Here is a 617-nt window from a genome sequence, read left to right as displayed (position 1 = left end):
GTATCGCAACCAAACTCATCAGCAATACGCAAAGCAGCAATATACATTTTGCATTGAAGCAGAGTTTGATTTCTGGTTAATTCGGTAGCTTCATCTGTACCCCAATCAAATTTCATTCCTTTAGCCAACAACCAATTTAGCACTTTTTCTGCGTCTTGGTCGCTTACCGTAAGCATTTTTGCGTACAAAGTAGATTGGCTCAACCTTTCTTTGAAGATGCCTGTGGCGTGCAATAAATCATCTGGCACAATGGCGTTGAACATCCCCATACAGCCTTCATCAAAAACGCCCATAATGGCTTTATCTTCTTTTAGCTTAGCGGCAAATTCACGGCCTACTTTCTCATCTGCAACAGGCACTTTTACATCTGCAAAAGACTTTACATGTGTTTCTGGGTGCTGTACTTTCCCGGTTTCTATCCAAGCTTTTACACCATTCAAGAAAAATTCGTCTGTAAAATCTACACTCCATAAAGTACTATAGTTTACATTGGCTTTAGTTAATGATCCGTTTAGGTTAAGCATACCTACTAAACCAGGCCATTGTCCGCTAAAATTAGCTACAGTTAAAATAGGTCCTCGGTGTGTAGTTAAACCTGCTAAAACATGATGGCTATA

The 617-nt window shown here is 39.7% G+C and carries 1 pseudogene; it reads right to left on the bottom strand.

Features of this window, described 5'->3' with window-relative positions:
- Nucleotides 1–617 (bottom strand): annotated as a pseudogene (locus B3I52_RS13920) (fucose isomerase); the annotation flags it as partial.

This window comes from Pedobacter sp. UBA4863, assembly GCF_002399615.1.
Classification (GTDB): Bacteria; Bacteroidota; Bacteroidia; order Sphingobacteriales; family Sphingobacteriaceae; genus Pedobacter.
Note: the sequence above shows the minus strand (reverse complement) of the source record. Positions and strands in the feature narration are given on the sequence as shown.